The organism is Lysinibacillus sp. G4S2, from assembly GCF_030348505.1.
GTDB lineage: Bacteria > Bacillota > Bacilli > Bacillales_A > Planococcaceae > Lysinibacillus.
The window spans coordinates 2,555,459-2,572,751 of the sequence record NZ_JAUCFJ010000002.1 but is presented as its reverse complement, the minus strand read 5'-3'; the positions used below and the strand labels follow the sequence as shown (position 1 = coordinate 2,572,751).

At 37.5% G+C, this 17,293-nt stretch carries 22 protein-coding genes and 1 pseudogene; 10 read left to right on the top strand and 13 right to left on the bottom strand.

The window, feature by feature from the left end; all coding sequences use genetic code 11:
* Positions 1-8: 8 nt before the first annotated feature.
* The 3 genes from QUF91_RS13220 to QUF91_RS13210 all read right to left on the bottom strand — a co-directional run bounded on the left by QUF91_RS13220 (position 9) and on the right by QUF91_RS13210 (position 2,566).
* Positions 9-590, bottom strand: a complete 582-nt coding sequence (locus QUF91_RS13220) for a YpmS family protein (protein WP_289418073.1) — start codon at positions 588-590, stop codon at positions 9-11.
* 4 nt (positions 591-594) lie between these two features.
* Positions 595-1,527: a GDSL-type esterase/lipase family protein gene (locus QUF91_RS13215; protein ID WP_285396951.1), complete on the bottom strand. Its 933-nt coding sequence runs from the start codon at positions 1,525-1,527 to the stop codon at positions 595-597.
* 196 nt (positions 1,528-1,723) lie between these two features.
* The gene (locus QUF91_RS13210; RefSeq protein WP_289418072.1) at positions 1,724-2,566 is read right to left on the bottom strand and encodes a DegV family protein; all 843 of its coding nucleotides are present in this window, start codon (positions 2,564-2,566) and stop codon (positions 1,724-1,726) included.
* A gap of 274 nt (positions 2,567-2,840) precedes the next feature.
* Between QUF91_RS13210 and trhA the strand changes: the two genes are divergently transcribed.
* A complete protein-coding gene (gene trhA, locus QUF91_RS13205; protein WP_285396953.1) occupies positions 2,841-3,476 on the top strand; it encodes a PAQR family membrane homeostasis protein TrhA in 636 nt (211 codons plus the stop codon).
* Between the two features lie 61 nt (positions 3,477-3,537).
* Here the strand turns inward: trhA and QUF91_RS13200 are convergent, their stop codons facing one another.
* Positions 3,538-4,023, bottom strand: a complete 486-nt coding sequence (locus QUF91_RS13200; RefSeq protein ID WP_289418071.1) for an HIT family protein — start codon at positions 4,021-4,023, stop codon at positions 3,538-3,540.
* A 43-nt stretch (positions 4,024-4,066) separates the two neighbouring features.
* A pseudogene (locus tag QUF91_RS13195) lies at positions 4,067-4,216 on the bottom strand (alpha/beta fold hydrolase); the annotation flags it as partial.
* Positions 4,217-4,319: 103 nt separating this feature from the next.
* Here QUF91_RS13195 and QUF91_RS13190 point away from each other — a divergent pair.
* Genes QUF91_RS13190 through QUF91_RS13165 form a run of 6 tightly spaced genes read left to right on the top strand, consistent with a single transcriptional unit; the run spans position 4,320 to position 5,568 of the window.
* Positions 4,320-4,484 carry a hypothetical protein gene (locus QUF91_RS13190; protein WP_289418070.1) on the top strand — a complete coding sequence of 55 codons (165 nt, stop codon included), beginning with the start codon at positions 4,320-4,322 and terminating at the stop codon, positions 4,482-4,484.
* A gap of 41 nt (positions 4,485-4,525) precedes the next feature.
* Positions 4,526-4,672 carry a hypothetical protein gene (locus QUF91_RS13185; RefSeq protein ID WP_289418069.1) on the top strand — a complete coding sequence of 49 codons (147 nt, stop codon included), beginning with the start codon at positions 4,526-4,528 and terminating at the stop codon, positions 4,670-4,672.
* A gap of 38 nt (positions 4,673-4,710) precedes the next feature.
* Positions 4,711-4,875 carry a hypothetical protein gene (locus tag QUF91_RS13180; protein ID WP_289418068.1) on the top strand — a complete coding sequence of 55 codons (165 nt, stop codon included), beginning with the start codon at positions 4,711-4,713 and terminating at the stop codon, positions 4,873-4,875.
* A gap of 20 nt (positions 4,876-4,895) precedes the next feature.
* Positions 4,896-5,060 carry a hypothetical protein gene (locus QUF91_RS13175; RefSeq protein WP_289418067.1) on the top strand — a complete coding sequence of 55 codons (165 nt, stop codon included), beginning with the start codon at positions 4,896-4,898 and terminating at the stop codon, positions 5,058-5,060.
* A gap of 41 nt (positions 5,061-5,101) precedes the next feature.
* Positions 5,102-5,266 (top strand): hypothetical protein, encoded by a 165-nt coding sequence (locus tag QUF91_RS13170; RefSeq protein ID WP_289418066.1) that lies wholly within the window; start codon positions 5,102-5,104, stop codon positions 5,264-5,266.
* A 41-nt stretch (positions 5,267-5,307) separates the two neighbouring features.
* Positions 5,308-5,568 (top strand): hypothetical protein, encoded by a 261-nt coding sequence (locus QUF91_RS13165; protein WP_289418065.1) that lies wholly within the window; start codon positions 5,308-5,310, stop codon positions 5,566-5,568.
* A 115-nt stretch (positions 5,569-5,683) separates the two neighbouring features.
* On the opposite strand, the gene QUF91_RS13160 is transcribed toward QUF91_RS13165, so the two are convergent.
* Positions 5,684-6,163, bottom strand: a complete 480-nt coding sequence (locus tag QUF91_RS13160; RefSeq protein ID WP_289418064.1) for a dihydrofolate reductase — start codon at positions 6,161-6,163, stop codon at positions 5,684-5,686.
* Between the two features lie 172 nt (positions 6,164-6,335).
* Here QUF91_RS13160 and QUF91_RS13155 point away from each other — a divergent pair, with 172 nt between their 5' ends.
* The 3 genes from QUF91_RS13155 (at position 6,336) to QUF91_RS13145 (ending at position 9,470) form a co-directional block, all read left to right on the top strand.
* Positions 6,336-7,253, top strand: a complete 918-nt coding sequence (locus QUF91_RS13155) for an alpha/beta hydrolase (protein ID WP_289418063.1) — start codon at positions 6,336-6,338, stop codon at positions 7,251-7,253.
* A gap of 63 nt (positions 7,254-7,316) precedes the next feature.
* Positions 7,317-8,513, top strand: a complete 1,197-nt coding sequence (locus QUF91_RS13150) for a class I SAM-dependent rRNA methyltransferase (protein WP_289418062.1) — start codon at positions 7,317-7,319, stop codon at positions 8,511-8,513.
* Between the two features lie 414 nt (positions 8,514-8,927).
* The gene (locus QUF91_RS13145) at positions 8,928-9,470 is read left to right on the top strand and encodes a GNAT family N-acetyltransferase (protein WP_285397232.1); all 543 of its coding nucleotides are present in this window, start codon (positions 8,928-8,930) and stop codon (positions 9,468-9,470) included.
* 231 nt (positions 9,471-9,701) lie between these two features.
* Here QUF91_RS13145 and QUF91_RS13140 read toward each other — a convergent pair whose 3' ends face one another.
* The 7 genes from QUF91_RS13140 to QUF91_RS13110 all read right to left on the bottom strand — a co-directional run bounded on the left by QUF91_RS13140 (position 9,702) and on the right by QUF91_RS13110 (position 17,282).
* The gene (locus QUF91_RS13140; RefSeq protein ID WP_289418061.1) at positions 9,702-11,690 is read right to left on the bottom strand and encodes a S9 family peptidase; all 1,989 of its coding nucleotides are present in this window, start codon (positions 11,688-11,690) and stop codon (positions 9,702-9,704) included.
* A gap of 1,230 nt (positions 11,691-12,920) precedes the next feature.
* Positions 12,921-13,085, bottom strand: coding sequence for a hypothetical protein (locus QUF91_RS13135; RefSeq protein ID WP_289418060.1), 165 nt, complete (start codon positions 13,083-13,085; stop codon positions 12,921-12,923).
* Positions 13,086-13,168: 83 nt separating this feature from the next.
* Positions 13,169-13,375 (bottom strand): DUF6366 family protein, encoded by a 207-nt coding sequence (locus QUF91_RS13130; protein ID WP_285397229.1) that lies wholly within the window; start codon positions 13,373-13,375, stop codon positions 13,169-13,171.
* Between the two features lie 595 nt (positions 13,376-13,970).
* A complete protein-coding gene (gene rbsK / locus QUF91_RS13125; RefSeq protein WP_289418059.1) occupies positions 13,971-14,858 on the bottom strand; it encodes a ribokinase in 888 nt (295 codons plus the stop codon).
* Positions 14,859-14,864: 6 nt separating this feature from the next.
* A complete protein-coding gene (locus QUF91_RS13120) occupies positions 14,865-15,683 on the bottom strand; it encodes an energy-coupling factor ABC transporter ATP-binding protein (RefSeq protein WP_289418058.1) in 819 nt (272 codons plus the stop codon).
* Positions 15,676-16,542 (bottom strand): energy-coupling factor ABC transporter ATP-binding protein, encoded by an 867-nt coding sequence (locus QUF91_RS13115; RefSeq protein WP_289418057.1) that lies wholly within the window; start codon positions 16,540-16,542, stop codon positions 15,676-15,678. The genes QUF91_RS13120 and QUF91_RS13115 overlap by 8 nt, the downstream gene beginning before the upstream one ends.
* Positions 16,539-17,282, bottom strand: a complete 744-nt coding sequence (locus QUF91_RS13110) for an energy-coupling factor transporter transmembrane component T family protein (protein WP_289418056.1) — start codon at positions 17,280-17,282, stop codon at positions 16,539-16,541. The genes QUF91_RS13115 and QUF91_RS13110 overlap by 4 nt, the downstream gene beginning before the upstream one ends.
* Between the last annotated feature and the right edge of the window lie 11 nt (positions 17,283-17,293).

Below are 17,293 nucleotides of genomic sequence, written 5' to 3'. Positions count from 1 at the left end.
TTCACTCCTTATTCACCAGGAACGATAATCTCCAGTAAAATTTGATCTTTCGATAAGTCTAATTCCTTTGCCCGGACACGAGTTCCTGAATCAATGTTAATACGTGATAAGTCAATATATATTTCCGCTTTATTTGGATTGATTGTAATCCATGAAGGGAATTCCACCGAGTCTCGCATTATTTTCATGGCTGTCTCTGGCGGAATATTTAAAAGCCCAACATTCATTCCTGTCTGTTTTAAAATAATATTACCTTTCTTATCGACAACAGGATCGAAGTTCATAGAAATATCGATGTCTGTATTGAACACCGTTAATTTACTTGTTAATTGAATATCATCATCAATGGTAAAGTCCAACGGTAATGGTGATCCTTTAGAAGCATCCTTTAAATACTTTTTCGATATAGATTCCAATTCCTTCGTTGTTGTTTGGACAACGAGAATATTTCCTTTTACTTCACTTTCACCTTCTGAACTCTCCGCTAAATTTGCTACATTTACTGGTCTAGTTGCTAAATAAACGACGAGGAGGATTGCAAAAAGCACTGTGCCCGCCAAGGCAAAAAATGCGAATTTCCATTTATTCATTTTGTCACTCCTCGAAGCCTATTTCCTTGTTAATCTTTTGTTCCATACTACATTTCTCCATTGCTTCTAAAATTCTCTCTGTCATTTTTTCATATCCTTTTGCATTTGGGTGGAAGAAATCCGTATGATAAACGAGCTCTTTATTCGAATCAAACAAGTCCTCCACTGATACATAACAAGCATTCACATCTTCATTCGCTATGTCTTCAATGACCTTATTCCACTCCTTAATAATCGTTTCAAATTCATTGGCTTCATTTGTCACGATCGAGAATGGGTTATAAAAACCGATAAGAATTAAGGGCACTGTTGGATTTTTTTCTCGAATACCGGAAATGATTTTACTATAGCGTTCCTTAAACGCCAGCAATTCTTTATCAAAAGCATCTCGTTTTAAATTCAACAGATCCTTTCTGACTATCTTCATAACATCATTTCCACCCATTGTAATTGAAATGAGTTGTGCTTCTTGCAACTCTTCATCATAATGCCCTTTTTCCACTAATTTTAATAGCTGATCACTACGTCTTCCTCTTTTCCCTCGATTATCGACCTCAACGTCAGAGATCGAGGGCCAAGCTGTTAATGAATCTGTTAATCTACCTACAAAACCGTCTTGATTATACTCATCACCGACACCGGCTGTTAAAGAATCGCCGAGTGCCAAATAATTTAGTTGTTTTGCGCTTTCATCATCAATTTGCCGTAAATCCTCAGGAGTTGGCTCAAAAAAATGTTCAAAAATCTGCGTAAATACATTCCTTGAGGTTTTTTCCTCATTTTCTGTTTGTTGCTCATCCTGTCTCTTATCTTGCTCCGTCCCTGCTTGCTCCCCTCCCGGTTCAGCTTGCGGATTCGGTTCATCTATTGATATTGCACAACTACTAAGTACTAAGACGGTCAAACATGACAAAACGAGTATTCGCCAAATGTTCATTTGACCACCTTCCATCATTTGCTGTTTCTTCTATTATAGAATAGTTTATACTGCAATGAAAAGTGACTATACCTAAGTATTCCTCAAAATGTGTCCGTTTAAGTTGTTTTTCTCCAATTGTATACCGTTTTGCACTTATCCATTCCACATGAAAATAAAAAGCCACTACAATTACTTATGTAGTAGCTCTTATCTATTATTCTGCAAAATACATAAATCCAATTGCACCTGGACCAGTATGTGTCGAAATGATTGGTGAAGTAAAGGCAACTCCTACGTCATTAAAACCTGTTCCCTCGACCAATTCTTTTAAGGGTCCCCCCATCGTTACCATTCCATCGGCGTGAGAAATCCCAACTGACTTTACTGTTTTTCCGGCAGTATCTGCTTGGAATTGTTTAAATAGGTAGTTCACAACCTGTTTATGGCTACGTACTTTGGTTACGGGATTGTATGCGCCACCTTCTAAGTTTGCAATGACTTTGATATTCAGTAAAGAACCGATTAGACCTTTACCTTTCCCAATACGTCCGCCTTTAATTAAATTATCAAGTGTGTCGACAACAACATACAAATACGTATTTTCTCGCACCTTGTCCAGACGTTCCATAATCTCCTCGACAGTAGCACCTGCATCACGCATTTGAATTGCCTCTCGTAATTGAAACGCTAGACCAAAGGCGATAAAACGTGAATCAATAACAGTTACATCTGCATCCGTCATTTGCGCTGCTTGACGAGCTGATTCAACTGTTCCACTCATGCCACCAGTCATATGAATTGACAAAATTTGATCTCCATTTTTACCTAGCTCATCATATAATTCTTTAAATTTCCCCGGTGCAGGTTGCGAGCTTTTAGGCAAATTTTCGGTATTCTGCATGGAGCTTAAAAAAGATTGTGGCTCTATATCAACACCATCTGTATATGTTTTTCCATCAATTTGAATCGTTAAAGGCACAATATGTATACCATGCTTCGCTACTTCCTCTTTTGTTAAATCACAAGTTGAGTCTGTTACTATATGAATTCGTCCCACTTCGACACATCCTTTTACATCATTAAAATTAATTATATAGACTAACGAATCATTATGTAAACATGACAATTGTCATTAGACATCACCCTATTTAGTCTGTTTTGTAACCGCTACCTTGCATACTATAACGTTTTGTCGGGTACTTGTCTAACAAAGACCTCCAAACAATTAACCATCACTATGACAATTTTGATAATGAAAACATGACAAATGTGAATAGCAAGATGAAAATTATTGGCGTATAGTAAATATATGCACAAAAGGAGTGTTCGATATGCTAGATTCATTTGACTATAAAACATGGAAAGAAGAATTGTGGAATGCCATTACCCATGGCATTGGATTTATCGCAAGTATTCCAGCGCTAGTTGTACTTATTTTAGCAGCTGTACAAACCGGAAGTGCGGTCCAAATTATAACGTTTAGTATTTTTGGTGCCTCAGTTATTATTTTATTTTTAATGTCAACGCTGCTACATAGTATGCCTAAAAAATATAAACACATTTTCGCCATTCTTGACCATTCTTCAATTTATATTTTAATTGCTGGAACGTATACACCGTTTCTGTTTATTGCGGTCGGCGGGACATTAGGTATTACTTTACTATGTATTATTTGGTCACTTGCGTTATTAGGCGTTATTTTTAAATGCTTTTTTATTCATCGATTTGAGAAGCTTTCTTTAATTTTTTACATCGGTATGGGTTGGTTGATTATTTTTGCGATTAAACCTGTTTATCTTTACTTAGGCTTTAATGGTTTTGCTTTACTGTTAGCAGGTGGGCTTTTCTATACAATTGGAGCCATTTTTTACGCATGGCGATCCCTGCCCTACAATCATACAATTTGGCACCTCTTTGTGTTAGCTGGTTGTGGCTCGATGTATGCTTGTGTTTATTTTTACTTATAAAATTGACAAAAAATCGCTCTCTTCACATATAAAGGAGCGATTTTTTATATTGTTATAGGGGTCAATCTTTTAACTCCTTCGTTAATACCTTCAATGCATGCATGACATCACGCATATTCTCTTTATTATTCATTTTATTCCTCGCATGAAGTAGAACTGGTCTAACTGATTCTACGGAACATCCAAATTCATACATCCATTCATAGCGAGGCACCATCCAAGTATGAAAATGATGTGTCGTATCTTCATTGTAAAAATAATAAACATGCTCTATCCCTAATACGTCCCTTTGAGCTTTTCTGATTTTTGATAATAGATTTATATAATCCATTTTTTCCTCATCGTTTAGCTCATCAAAACATGTAATATGGCGCTTAGAAGCTAGAATGATTAATCCCTTTATCGGATAAGCAACATCTTGATGAGCATGAAAATAGTCCGTCTCAATCACCACGCCTCCATCTGGTTCAATGCGTCCACTCGTGATTTCACAGCTCAAACATTCCACTTCTACTGTTTTTCCATTTGATAAAGTTATTTTTCTCACAGATGCTCCCCTTCTGATTGAATCTAATATTGAAATGTAAAAATTATAAAGTCAATTGAACAAATTCTTTAAAAACTTCTTCTTCCTCAATAAACGGGTTATGATTAGACTGTTCAAAAATCGTTAATTTTGCATTAGGAGTTAAATCGGCAATTTCGATACCGAATTCGACCGGGCATTGTGCGTCACTTCGGCGGTTCTTTCCGTCGCTTGATTGTTCTTCCGTCGTTTCGAAGTTCCTTTCCGTCGCTTTGATGGTTCTTTCCGTCGCTTCGGAGGTTCTGTCCGTCGCTTGATTGTTCATCCGTCGTTTCGATGGCTCTTTCCGTCACTTCGACATTTCTATCCGTCGCTTTGATGGCTCTTTCCGCCGCTTCGAAGGTTCTTTCCGTCGCTTGATTGTTCTTCCGTCGTTTCGATGGTCCTTTCCTTCACTTCGACATTTCTATCCGTCGCTTTGATGACTCTCTCCGTCGCTTCGGCGGTTCTATCCGTCGCTTGATTGTTCATCCGTCGTTTCGATGGCCCTTTCCGTCACTTCGACGGTTCTATCCGTCGCTTTGATGGCTCTTTCCGTCGTTTCGGCGGTTCTTTCCGTCGCTTGATTGTTCATCCGTCGTTTCGATGGTCCTTTCCGTCACTTCGATAATTCTATCCGTCGCTTTGATAGCTCTTTCCGTCGCTTGATTGTTCTTCCGTCGTTTCGATAGCTCTTTCCGTCACTTCGACGGTTCTATCCGTCGCTTTGATGATTCTTTCCGTCACTTCGACATTTCTATCCGTCGCTTGATTGTTCTTCCGTCGTTTCGATGGTCCTTTCCGTCACTTCAACGTTTCTTTCCGTCGCTTTGATGGTTCTTTCCGTCGCTTGATTGTTCTTCCGTCGTTTCGATAGCTCTTTCCTTCACTTCGACGACTCTTTCCGTCGCTTTGATGGCTCTTTCCGTCGCTTCGGCGGTTCTTTCCGTCGCTTGATTGTTCATCCGTCGTTTCGATGGTCCTTTCCGTCACTTCGATATTTCTATCTGTCGCTTTGATGACTCTCTCCGTCGCTTCGGCGGTTCTTTCCGTCGCTTGATTGTTCTTCCGTCGTTTCCATGGTCCTTTCCGTCACTTCGATATTTCTATCCGTCGCTTTGATGACTCTCTCCGTCGCTTCGGCGGTTCTTTCCGTCGCTTGATCGTTCTTCCGTCGTTTCCATGGTCCTTTCCGTCACTTCGACATTTCTATCAGTCGCTTTGATGACTCTTTTCGTCGCTTCGAAGGTTCATTCCGTCGCTTGATTGTTTTTCCGTCGTTTCGATGGACCTTTCCGTCACTTCAACATTTTTATCCGTCGCTTCAGGGGCTCCTTCCGTCACTTCGAAGTTCCTTTCCGTCGTTTCGATGGTCCTTTCCGTCACTTCGACATTTCTATCCGTCGCTTTGATGGTTCATTCCGTCACTCCGGCGTTTCTTTCCGTCACTTGATGTTTCTATTCGGCACTACGATAGGATTATCGAATTTAAAGCGCCCAGTTGGAACGAAAATCAAGCCCTCATAATGCTGATGAGCCTTACAATCATTTATTCTACAAATATTTCCAAAAACCTTTATTTTTTTGTAACGCCAAAAAAGCACGGTCATTTTATCACCGTGCTTCGTAGTACCTATTTTATTTAGTTCTTACGTTCAAAAATCTGATATTGGAATGTGTAACCTTCTGGCGCTGTTTCCGGCTCCTCAGAGGATACTTGTTCAAAATTCTGTTCATAATTCGGGAAATATGTATCCCCATTAAACGAATGGTTAATTTTTGTAATGTACAAGCGATCAGCTATATCCATGCATAAACGGAAAATTTGCTCGCCACCAATTATCATAATTTCTGGAACATCTCCAGCAAGGGCGAGGGCACCCTCTAAACTTGTCACCACTTCAATCCCGTCCGCATGATAACTTGCGTCACGAGTAATGACAATATTGCGACGACCAGGAAGCGGTCTACCGATGGATTCGAATGTTTTACGCCCCATAATCATTGGCTTCCCCATCGTTTTATCCTTAAAATATTTTAAATCTCCAGGCAAATGCCACGGCATGCCATTTTCATAACCAATCACATAATTATTATCATGTGCCACAATTAAAGAAATCATATTGTCCCTCCAAATACTATCGTTCTCTATATTATAAACATAATTTTACTTTACAATCAGATTATTTCTGCTTAGAAATTAAATTATTTTCTTTTCCAACATTAATTCATAGTAATATTATAAGAATAGTTTATAATAAGATTACCAAATGAAATTAAAAGGATTGATGAAGATGACGAAGTTAAGAGATGAAGCGATCCGTTATATTAAGGCAAGTGATTCTTCTAAACCGTACTATGATTTAACACCACAAGAAGTAAGAGCCATTCGAATAGTGCCAAAATGGACGTCACCATATAGCCCACAGCTTGCGGCAATTGAAAATAGAAAAATATCAGTTCGAGATGGTGCGCAAATTAATGTGCGCATTTATAAACCTGTTTTAGACAAAAAACTTCCTGTCATTGTATATTATCACGGTGGAGGTTGGGTTTTTGGGAATTTAGACTCCACGGATGCAGGCTGTCAGCTATTAGCAAAAAAAGCCCAAGCAATCGTAGTATCGGTCGATTATCGCCTAGCACCAGAATACCCATTCCCTACTCCGCTCTACGATGCCTATGACGCTTTAAAATGGGTTTATGAGAACATCCAACATTTTGGCGGAGATACAGCAAATCTAACAGTAGCTGGTGATAGCGCAGGTGGAAACTTAGCAACTGTTGTCGCCTACTTAGCTGCTACATTAAATGGACCTGCGATTAAAACTCAAGCACTGATTTATCCTGTAGTCAATGTTGATTTTACAACGGCTTCCTACAGTGCTTACGGGGAAAACTATGGCTTAGACAAAGAAGGAATGCAATGGTTTGCAGGTCATTACGCAGATAGACAAAACTATAAAAATCCATATGTTTCCCCACTTCAGATTGAGGACTTAAGCGTTTTACCAAAAACGATTATTATTGCAGCAGAAGCAGATGTCCTTTACGATGAAGGTCTTGCTTACGCACATAAGCTCGCGGATGCAGGAGTGACTGTTGAGCATGTAAATATGACCGGTTTAATCCATAGTTACTTTAGCAAAATGAATTTTTTCGAACAAGCAACTATTGAAACGACTGAAAAAATTGCTAATTTCGTGAAATAAGTTTGTCTATCCATATAAAATAGTGCGATAATAGAGCAAAATGTTTTTTTAAAGGATGACAACATGACACAAACAATTGCTTTACAAATTAACAATCCCTTTTCCGATCAATTAAGAAAAGGCTATCCTCTTATTTCAAAGGATGCCGTTGATGCACGTCATCTTCCAAAAGAGGAAGGCGCACTATTAAGACTTATGGATAATCATAACCGCTTTATCGGTACAGGATACTATGGCTTGCAAAACAAAGGTATTGGTTGGGTACTAACAACCGATGCTAACGAAAATATAGACACAGCCTTTTTCATGAAAAAATTTAAAAAGGCCATACAAAATCGAGAAGCATTTTTCAACAATCCTCACACAACAGCCTTTCGTATCTTTAATGGCGAGGGTGATGGCATAGGCGGTTTAACCATTGACTTTTTCGACTCTTACTATATGGTAAGCTGGTATAGCGCCGGCATTTATTCATTTAAAGAAGAAGTATATGAAGCCCTTGCTGAGACCGTAAACTACAAAGCCATTTATGAGAAAAAACGTTTCGATACGAAAGGTCAGTATATGGAACAGGACGATTTTGTCATGGGAACGCCTGGCGAATTTCCAATTATCGTATCGGAAAATAATATGAAATACGCTGTTAATTTAAACGATGGCGCCATGACAGGTATTTTCCTCGATCAACGAGAAGTGAGACTTGCCATTCGTGAACGTTATGCAGAAGGTAAAAATATGCTCAATACGTTCTCATATACTGGTGCATTTTCTGTTGCGGCGGCACTTGGAGGAGCAGTAAAAACGACAAGTGTGGATGTAGCAAAGCGTAGTTTAGCCAAAACAATTGAGCAATTTAGCGTCAATAGCATTGATTACGAATCACAGGATATTAAAGTAATGGATGTCTTTAACTATTTTAAATATGCTCAGCGCCACAATTTAAAATTTGACCTAGTTGTGTTAGATCCACCTAGCTTTGCACGTACGAAGGAAAGAACATTCTCAACGGCGAAAGACTATCCTAAATTACTCATGGATACAATCGCCATTACCGAGAAAAATGGTATCATCGTTGCCTCAACGAACAACGCAAGCTTTGGGATGAAAAAGTTCAAGAGCTTTATTGACCAAGCATTTAAGCAAACAAAAACAGGCTATAAAATTGTTGAAGAATTCAGCTTACCAAAGGATTTCCGTGCCCCACGTGAATATCCTGAATTCAATTATTTAAAAGTTGTTTTTATTGAAAAACTCAACTAAATGATACAAAGACAGAATTGCTTTCTTAGAATTCTGTCTTTTTTTGTTTGGGAGAAATATTTTTGCTAACCCCCTCTCTTGTCATTGTTTGAATTTCCCACTTATCATATAATGTAATTTACAAATTATAGTCACATCGCCATTATATAAGTTGATTTTCGTTTCGACCGAACGCTTTCCTAGGGGCGTCCGATGATCTACTTTGGGCATTAGGATGTTGGCCACGAAGGCGTTATCACAGGATGTGTTGTTTTTTTCGTTCCTCTGATATAAGGTCTCATCTGTAATGTTAATCCCCAAGGAGTCGCCCTGTTTCTACTCTAAATAATCTACTCACATGACATAAGTTTTAACAAATGTCACCCTCAACTTTTGGTGATGAGTGCGAAATTATTAATTAATGGAGATGATTGAATGGGATATGTTCCTGAAAAATTAATGATTACAACAGAAAGGCTCGTTCTTAGATTATTTCAAACATCCGATGCAGAAACGGTTGCGACACTTTGCAATAATTATAATATTTATAAAAGCACGTTGTACCTACCTTTTCCGTATAATTTAGATGATGCATTATCATGGATAGAATTCCATTATGATAATTTTATCGAGGATTTTTCATACGAGTTTGCAGTCACAGATAAAGAAACTGGGGACTTATATGGAGCAATTGGATTATCGAACAATAAACCTTTTAACCAAGGAGAAATAGCTTATTGGATTGGTGAGCAATATTGGGGAAAAGGTTATGCAACAGAGGCAGCACAGTCGATTTTACAATTTGCCTTTGAAGAAAAGAAAATGCATAAAGTATTTGCACGATATTTTTCATCGAACCCCGCTTCTGGAAAAGTAATGGAGAAGCTTGGTATGAAACAAGAAGGAATTTTAAAGGATCATGTCATAAAAGACGGTAAATACGAGGATATAGTATATTACGGAATTATTAATGAATAATTCCGCAGCACCGTTTCTCAAAAATGTGTTTCCGCTCATCTAGTTCCATAACATATACAATAATCGAATTTCAGTTCTTTATAGTCTGAATCAAACTGACAAAATCTTGTGCTTTCTACAAACTGAATTTGAAAGGATAACTAAACTACACCTCTTTAACGTGTTTTTATTCGGATTGAAAAAAAGGTGGCCTAAGAAGTATTTTCACTTCTTAAGCCACCAATATCTCTCCTATAAATATTCCACAAACCAATCCCTAATATATTCAAGTCTATTAATTCTTAACGTTGGTTTTCCGCTCCTTGAAAGTTCATGATTAGACTCAGGGAAGCGGACAAATTTTGTTTCTTTTTTACGATGTTTTAAGGCGATAAATAATTGCTCTGCCTGTTCAATCGGACAGCGATAGTCTTTTTCACTGTGTAAAATTAACAGTGGCGTCTGCACATTGTCTACATATTTAAGTGGCGAATGATTCCATAGCTTCTCTATATTGTCTAGTCCCGCCTGGATTTGCCAGTCATTGAAATAATAGCCGATATCACTTACGCCATAAAAGCTTATCCAGTTAGAAATGCAACGTTGCGTAACTGCTGCTTTAAAGCGATTTGTCTGTCCGACAATCCAGTTTGTCATGAAGCCCCCATAGCTCCCACCTGTAACACCAAGACGGTCCTGGTCAATGAAATCATAATGCTCCAATGCATAATCAACAGCCGCCATTAAATCATTATAATCATTGCCGCCATAATCACCACGGACTGCATCCACAAATTTTTGACCATATCCATGGCTTCCACGGGGATTCGTATACAGAACCGCAAAACCTTGTGCAGCAAGGATTTGGAATTCGTTAAAATAGGTGTTGGCATACATAGCGTGCGGACCACCGTGGATTTCAAGAATAAGTGGATATTTTTCCCCTTCCTCATATCCGACTGGCTTCATCATCCAGCCGCTTACTTTCCAGCCATCTGCCCCTTCAAATTCAACTGCTTCCGGAACAGACAATTCTCTCGTCTTTAAAAATTCTTCATTAACTTTAGTAAGCTGTTCCTTTTCACCTGTATTTAAATTTACGTAAAATAGATCACCAGGATTTGTCGTCGTACTGATTGCCACTACCGCTTTATCATTTTTATGATCAAGCGAAAAACCGTATACATACTGATCATCATGTATAGCTGGATATAATTCTCCCGATAGATTGCCAAAATAAATAGCTGTATTTCCGCGATCAGTCACTTGGAAATAAAAGCTTTTATTATCCTCCAACCATTGGACATGCGGAGCAACTACGCCTTGAAGGAAATCGCCAATGGCAAAATCACCAACAGGTACGTCAAATTCACTCGTTACACATGTCTTATTGTTATTTTCCAAATCATAAATCCATAGCTTTGCATGCGTCGCATTTTCAAATTCTCTTTCACTTCCAACATATGCTATATAACGGCTGTTTGGAGACCATGAAGTTTGATAAAATACCCCTGTTCCTTCCGTTAGCTTACGACCATGTTTCGTTTCTAAATCCAATAAGTAAATATCACTTATGAATGAAAAGTCTAGATCCTCTGTTAAGTCTGCAGTGTAAGAAAGATATTTACCGTTCGGAGACCATGTGCCAAGCTGTAAATTATGTTTCCCTTCCGTCACTAGCTCTAATTCGCCAGATTCAAGATGGACGATTGCAATTTGAGAAAATTGCTCCATATCCAAAAATCCAGCTGCATCTGATTTATGTTTCATCTTCTCAATTTCAAGAGGTTTTAGTTCTTTGTCTTCTTTCTGATTCTTTTCAGCTTTATCATCAATGTTTTCATCTTTACCAAGCTTGACAGAGAAGGCAATTTTCTCTCCACACGGCGACCAAGTAGGTGATGTCGCACCGTTTTTACAATTAGTCACTTGTTGCGCTTCCCCACCTGCTTTAGCAAGAACAAAAATTTGTGGCTTGCCATTTCTCGTTGACACAAACGCAATTTTATTGCCATCTGGAGACCAAACAGGTGAATTCGTTTTATCTTCACCAAATGTCCATTGTTGAGGCTTTTTTTCATTCAAGTTTATGTAAAATAAATTAGACACATAGTCCTTTTTCTTCTCATCAATATATGTTTCTACGTAGACAACTTCTGTTCCATCAGGTGATACTTGTGGATCCGCCACCGATTTTAATTGATATAGATCCTCTGGTTTTATCCCTTGTTTCAATGTCATATTTTTATCCCCTTTGTGTTGAAATTTCATTACATACTACATTATTTCGATCCCCTAAGTATTATTCCTGCTTTTAAGGAGAAAGTTTTTTTTTACTCAGAGAGGATTTAACAGTGGCGAGAATTCCAACAGGTGAATTGCTACTTATATTTATTTTTAAGAGATAGGTAAATCAGAGGGATTTGGGATAAAACGTCAATAAAAAGTGAAATATAGTAAGATGCTCGGAAATTTTACGAACAGTAAAGTTTTCCGGGCTTTGTATTTGAACATATAAATTTTGATAAAAAAGAAAGGACATCTTCAATAAAATTAAGTTACCACACAATAACCAATTGGAAGAAGTGTCCTTATATTTGTTTATAAAGTATAAAATAAATCAAATTGTTTTACCGCTAGATATAGAAATAAAACTTCAAGAAATTGAAATCACCTACGCCATCAATGCTTTCAGAAGAAAAAATAGGTGCTATCTATCGACATCGGAAAATCGATGTCGATCCAGTTTTTGGATTCCTGAAGGCTAATTTACTTTAAAGGCAGTAAATCTTCGGAAATACACGCCTATTAACAGCGAAATTGGATATAGAAAATAGAATAATCAAATCTAAGAAAAAAGAGAAATCGAATGAATATCGATTTCTCTTTTCCATGGATATCTACTAGTTTTGTCCCAATCTCCTGTTATACTAGCTTTTGAATATTATACTCGTTCTCAAAAATCTAAAAGGTCTTTTACTTGTTATTTATTAGGGAATGTGATGTCCAATTTAACAGTTGATGTTGAAGTCATTCCAGTTATTGAAACTTTTACTGAAGACCAAGCTCTTGGACTACCATCTCCACCCCCAAACATATTCCATCCAAATCCAGTAGTATAATTGAAACTATTTGACGTTGGATTTTTCGCAGGAAGGCTAGTACCAAGTGCAGAACCAGAATGTGCGTTAACTGATCTATTTGATAATCTAAACATTTGGTTACTCGGAGACCAACCGCCATATACTTTATTTAATTTAATCTCTGAGTTATTTGATCTTAAATTATATTCACTGTATAACCTAGCAGTGATTCCAGATTCAGTTGTTAAACCCCCACCGACATCATAAGGAGTAAAATTTAGAGAGTTCTGATTTTCTATAGGAATAAAAACATCATAACCGAAAACTTCTGATTCATTGTCAAGCTTAAAAGATTTAACGTTCAGATTATTTTTTAAAATGATTGGATCTAAAAAATTGTTTCTCCCGTTTCATCATTAGTAATACTGACTTTAACTTGAGCATCATCTAGTAACTTAGAGTTTGATAAATCGTCTCTTGCATAACTTGTACCCATTGACAAAAATCCGAAAAGAGACAGTGCAAAAATAGAAGTAAAGATTTTTTTGAACATATTATTATCATCCTTTCTTTGATTTTCTTTATATCAACACACAGATGTCGAAAAAGGATGAATTTTCTGAAAATTATTTATTTTTACCTATTAATTAATTTGTATACAATATATCCTATAAATAACACTAAAATCAATACCACTGTATCTTTCCAACCCATACCAGCTAAATTCCCACCAATTCCTCTATTTACTCCATCATTTAGAGAACCAGTAGGATTATTTTTTAATTCACTTTGTCTTAAACGTTCTCTTTTTTCTTCTGGTGTTTCCTTTTCCTTTGAATCCATGTGCCAAACACCTCCCAAAAAATTATTTTTTGTTTCTAGAAAGAAATATGCATAATTATGGTTATTTGGAATATACACGAATACAAAGTTTTATCCTCACTCATAAGTATCTTCTCTTTTACAGTTTACTAAATTTTAATATTGCAAATCACATCTACAGAAAGCAAGTATTCTAACCATTCCTATCACGTTTATTACGCCTAATAACCATAGTCACAATTAACACCCAAAATAATATACTTTTCTATATAGGATAATTCGACATCGAGTATTTATTTTCCTTGAATATACTGGGTAAAATATTTACCCTAGGAGACCAAATAATGAAGAAGACAGAATCACATCTTTGTAATTCTGTCTAAAACACCATGTTTTAAATTAATTATTAATACAACAAATTTTATTAATTTTTGACTAAAAGATTTAGACCTCCTAATTAAAGCTCCCAATTCTCCTTAAGTATAGTCAAAATCTTTTTCTTACTACCATTATCCCCTGATACAACTAAATGGAATCGGCTGGTGGACTGAGCCATGTCTAAAGACATCCTGAAAGGTCTGTCAACCACACTCCGACGAAGTGCTACGGTTATCATTTATTCCAAAATTGAATCTGGGATAAGTGGTTGAGCACCCTTCTGAGTCACGACATAAGCGGCAACTTTCGTGGCAAACTCAATCGAACTTCGAAGTGAATCTCCCCTACATAGCCCTACTGCCAATGCTCCATTAAATGCATCTCCCGCACCAGTTGTATCGATCGTGTCAACGCTCAACGCTTGTACCCAGCCACTTTCTTTACGATTCATATAAAAAGAGCCTTTGGATCCAAGTGTAACGACTACCGTTCCAACCCCTTTATCCAGCAATAAACTACAAGCGGAGCGAATATTTTCTTCCGTTGTCGTTTCAATACCCGTCAACTGCGCAAGTTCTGTTTCATTCGGAGTTAGAAATGTAATATTCTTCAATAAAGAATTCGGTAATTTTTGTGAAGGTGCTGGATTTAGGATAACGATTTTTCCATGTTGAGATGCGATTTCCACGGCCCTTTCAACTGTATCAAGCGGTATTTCAAGCTGAAGAAGGAGGACCTTACTTAAAGAAATGATAGTAGCTTCCTGTTCAATTTGTTTAGGTGTCACTAAAAAGTTTGCACCGGAAAATAAAACGATTGCATTATCACCAACATCTGTCACTTGGATGATCGCTTGCCCAGTAGCCCCTTCCTTACGTACGGAATCAACAGAAACGCCTTTATCTTGTAAATTTTTTATCGCATGTTCCCCGAATTCATCTTCGCCTACTTTTCCAATAAAATGAACATCTGCTCCTAGTTGGCTTGCAGTTACAGCTTGGTTAGCACCTTTTCCACCAAAATGAACACTATGGGAAACACTGTGAAGCGTTTCACCGTTATTTACAATATAAGGAACACGATAGACCAGATCTATATTGATGCTCCCGACTAATGCAATATCCACCAATTATCATCCTCTCTTAAAATCTCTTGTCTTTAATACGGATAATAATTGACCTTTTGTCAAAATACCTTTCTCCAAGCCCAATATGTTGGCCATTTTAGCAACTGCAGGCGGTTTCAGCATACTTTCTTCTAATATCGCATGGTTATAAAAAATATGTTCTGAATCATCATCTGCAATAATTTTTCGATTTGCCATTACAACGATTCGGGAGAAATATTCCGTGACAAATTCCATATCGTGTGTAATTGTAATAACAGTCTTTCCTTTGCCCTCCAATTCGTCTAAAAGCCTACTTAATAAATCTAATCCAATCCGATCCTGTCCAGCAGTCGGCTCATCCAAAATAATTACATCGGAATCCATTGCCAAAACGGAAGCAATGGTAACAAATTTACGTACGGAATATGGGAGATTATAAGGATTTTCGTGTGAAACATTACTAATTCCGCATAACTCCATCGCCCAATCTGTTAGCAGCGCTACACGTTCTGGATCAAAGCCCATATTTTTTGGCCCAAACTGAACTTCTAATTCCACTTCATTATGGAAAATTTGATCGTCCGGGTTTTGAAATACATAGCCGACCTTTCGGGATACTTGAGCTGTCGTATAATCTCTTGTATCCCAATCCCCAACATAAACCGTACCTTCAGTTGGCTTTAAAAGACCGTTCATCAATTTTACTGCGGTCGTTTTTCCGGCCCCATTTTGCCCAATAATAGCTAGACGTTGGCCAGCAGGAACAGTAAGTGTGAAGTTTTCTAACGCTTTTGTTCCATCGGGATAAGCGAAACTAACGTTTTTCAATTGAAGTTCAGTCATAAACACTCTCCCCTACGCTTGCCCAACTAATGCTTTCAGGTAATTCTTCGTTACGAATTGGGACATATTTTAAATTAACACCATTTTTTTGTAATTTTAGAGCGACCTCGGTTACATGAGGGTATTGAATGTTACAGTCTCCATATCGTGGATCCGCAAAAACTTCTCGCGTCGGACCTTGTAAAACAATTTCACCTTCATTGAGGACGATAAGATTGTCTGCATATTCAGCAATTAAGTCCATTTTATGTTCGACTAGAATAATTGTTTTTCCCTTTTCTTTCATAAGGCGAATGATATCAAAAACATGCTCCGTTCCAATTGGGTCTAACTGAGATGTAGGCTCGTCAATAACAAGGATATCGGGATTCATTACGATGATTGAAGCAAGAGCAACACGTTGACGTTGACCACCAGAGAGTCCCATCGGATGTTTTTCTCGTAAATGCTCGATTTTAACAAGCTGTAATATTTCATTTACTCGGTCTATAATTTCATTTTCTTCTACCCCTAAATTTTCGAGCCCATATGCTACTTCCTCAAAAACCGTATCTTTTACTCCTGATACTTGGATGAAAGGATTTTGAAAAACATAGCCAATTTTTTCTCCTAATTGACCTAATTGATACTCTATTATTTTTTTATCATCTACAATAACGTCCCCTTCAAGCACTCCTTTATAAAAATGTGGAATGAATCCACGAATGATATTACAAAGAGTCGTTTTACCGGAACCATTATTGCCGATAATGGCTGTAAATTTTCCCTTTTCAATTGTAAAAGATGCATTTTTTATAATCCAATCATCACTGACTGGATATCGATACGAGACATTTTTCATTTCAATGATGGAATTCATGTAAGTATCCTCCATAACACCATTCCTAGTAAAATAATCAAGTAGATGAATGGTAGAATTCGATCAGCTGTACTTTTTGTCAGCTTATGCAAACTTGTCTTTTTTGTTGGCGCAGAAAACGCTCTCGATTCTAGAGTAATTGCTCGTTCTTCAGTACTTGATATCGATGATAATATGAGAGGAGTTAAGGTTGGGATAAATGCTCTCGCTCTAGTCAACATGGACCCTTCCGTTTCGACCCCACGTGTTTTTTGAGCATCCATAATTGTGTTCGCCTGACGTCGCATTTCAGGAATAATTTGTAGTGTTGATAAAACAACATACGCTCCCATCGGAGGTAGACCAGCGTCTTCAAGCGATTTCACAAAGTCACGAACTTCTGTCAAACGGAAAAATAATAGGAAGACAGAGCCCATAGCAAGAATACGAGAAGTAAGCGTTAATCCGTAATTTAAGCCTTCCTCAGTCCATTTAAATATTCCCCATTGTCCAATCAAATGATCACCTGGATAGAAAAAGAGCTGCATGAAGAAAACGATAATTAGTAAAAATAACAAAGCTTTCATGACCGTTCCAAAAAATTCTTTCGCAACACCTGCAGCAACAGCGATCAGAAGTAACATTGGAAAAACTAAAAATGAGAATATGAACCCGGGAATAATAAGAACGGAAGCTGATACAAACAATGCAAAGAAGAATTTAGTCAATGGATGCAGCTGCTGAATGAAATTTTTTTGCACTGTGAACCCTC

Coding starts and splice junctions, on each gene's coding strand:
- QUF91_RS13220 (WP_289418073.1), bottom strand. CDS start 590: ATGAATAAATGGAAATTCGCATTTTTTGCCTTGGCGGGCACAGTGCTT.
- QUF91_RS13215 (WP_285396951.1), bottom strand. CDS start 1,527: ATGAACATTTGGCGAATACTCGTTTTGTCATGTTTGACCGTCTTAGTA.
- trhA (WP_285396953.1), top strand. CDS start 2,841: ATGCTAGATTCATTTGACTATAAAACATGGAAAGAAGAATTGTGGAAT.
- QUF91_RS13160 (WP_289418064.1), bottom strand. CDS start 6,163: ATGATTTCTTTAATTGTGGCACATGATAATAATTATGTGATTGGTTAT.
- QUF91_RS13155 (WP_289418063.1), top strand. CDS start 6,336: ATGACGAAGTTAAGAGATGAAGCGATCCGTTATATTAAGGCAAGTGAT.
- QUF91_RS13150 (WP_289418062.1), top strand. CDS start 7,317: ATGACACAAACAATTGCTTTACAAATTAACAATCCCTTTTCCGATCAA.
- QUF91_RS13145 (WP_285397232.1), top strand. CDS start 8,928: ATGGGATATGTTCCTGAAAAATTAATGATTACAACAGAAAGGCTCGTT.
- QUF91_RS13140 (WP_289418061.1), bottom strand. CDS start 11,690: ATGACATTGAAACAAGGGATAAAACCAGAGGATCTATATCAATTAAAA.
- QUF91_RS13135 (WP_289418060.1), bottom strand. CDS start 13,085: ATGTTCAAAAAAATCTTTACTTCTATTTTTGCACTGTCTCTTTTCGGA.
- QUF91_RS13130 (WP_285397229.1), bottom strand. CDS start 13,375: ATGGATTCAAAGGAAAAGGAAACACCAGAAGAAAAAAGAGAACGTTTA.
- QUF91_RS13120 (WP_289418058.1), bottom strand. CDS start 15,683: ATGACTGAACTTCAATTGAAAAACGTTAGTTTCGCTTATCCCGATGGA.
- QUF91_RS13115 (WP_289418057.1), bottom strand. CDS start 16,542: ATGAATTCCATCATTGAAATGAAAAATGTCTCGTATCGATATCCAGTC.